Source organism: Paenibacillus sp. 2KB_20, from assembly GCF_052115765.1.
Lineage (GTDB): Bacteria > Bacillota > Bacilli > Paenibacillales > Paenibacillaceae > Paenibacillus_AQ.
Genome location: NZ_JBFRHH010000046.1, coordinates 1 through 532, shown reverse-complemented (window position 1 = coordinate 532; position 532 = coordinate 1). Strand labels below are relative to the sequence as shown.

1 rRNA gene is annotated in these 532 nt (G+C 53.5%); it reads left to right on the top strand.

Annotated elements, in window-relative coordinates:
• Positions 1-532, top strand: a 23S ribosomal RNA gene (locus AB4124_RS34095); the annotation flags it as partial.

Genomic DNA, 532 nt, shown 5'->3' with positions numbered 1-532 from the left:
ACACAGCACTGTGCAAACACGAAAGTGGACGTATACGGTGTGACGCCTGCCCGGTGCCGGAAGGTTAATTGATGGGGTTAGCGGCAACGCGAAGCTCTTGATCGAAGCCCCRGTAAACGGCGGYSGTAACTATAACSRTCCTAAGGTAGCGAAATTCCTTGTCGGGTAAGTTCCGACCTGCACGAATGGCGTAATGATGGCCAGGCTGTCTCCACCCGAGACTCAGTGAAATTGAACTCGCTGTGAAGATGCAGTGTACCCGCGGCAAGACGGAAAGACCCCGTGAACCTTTACTATAGCTTGACACTGAACACTGGTCCTTGATGTGTAGGATAGGTGGGAGGCTTTGAAGCGTGGACGCCAGTCTGCGTGGAGCCAACCTTGAAATACCACCCTTTAATGTTTGATGTTCTAACGTGGACCCGTAATCCGGGTTGCGGACAGTGTCTGGTGGGTAGTTTGACTGGGGCGGTCTCCTCCTAAAGCGTAACGGAGGAGCACGAAGGTCAGCTAATCCTGGTCGGACATCAGG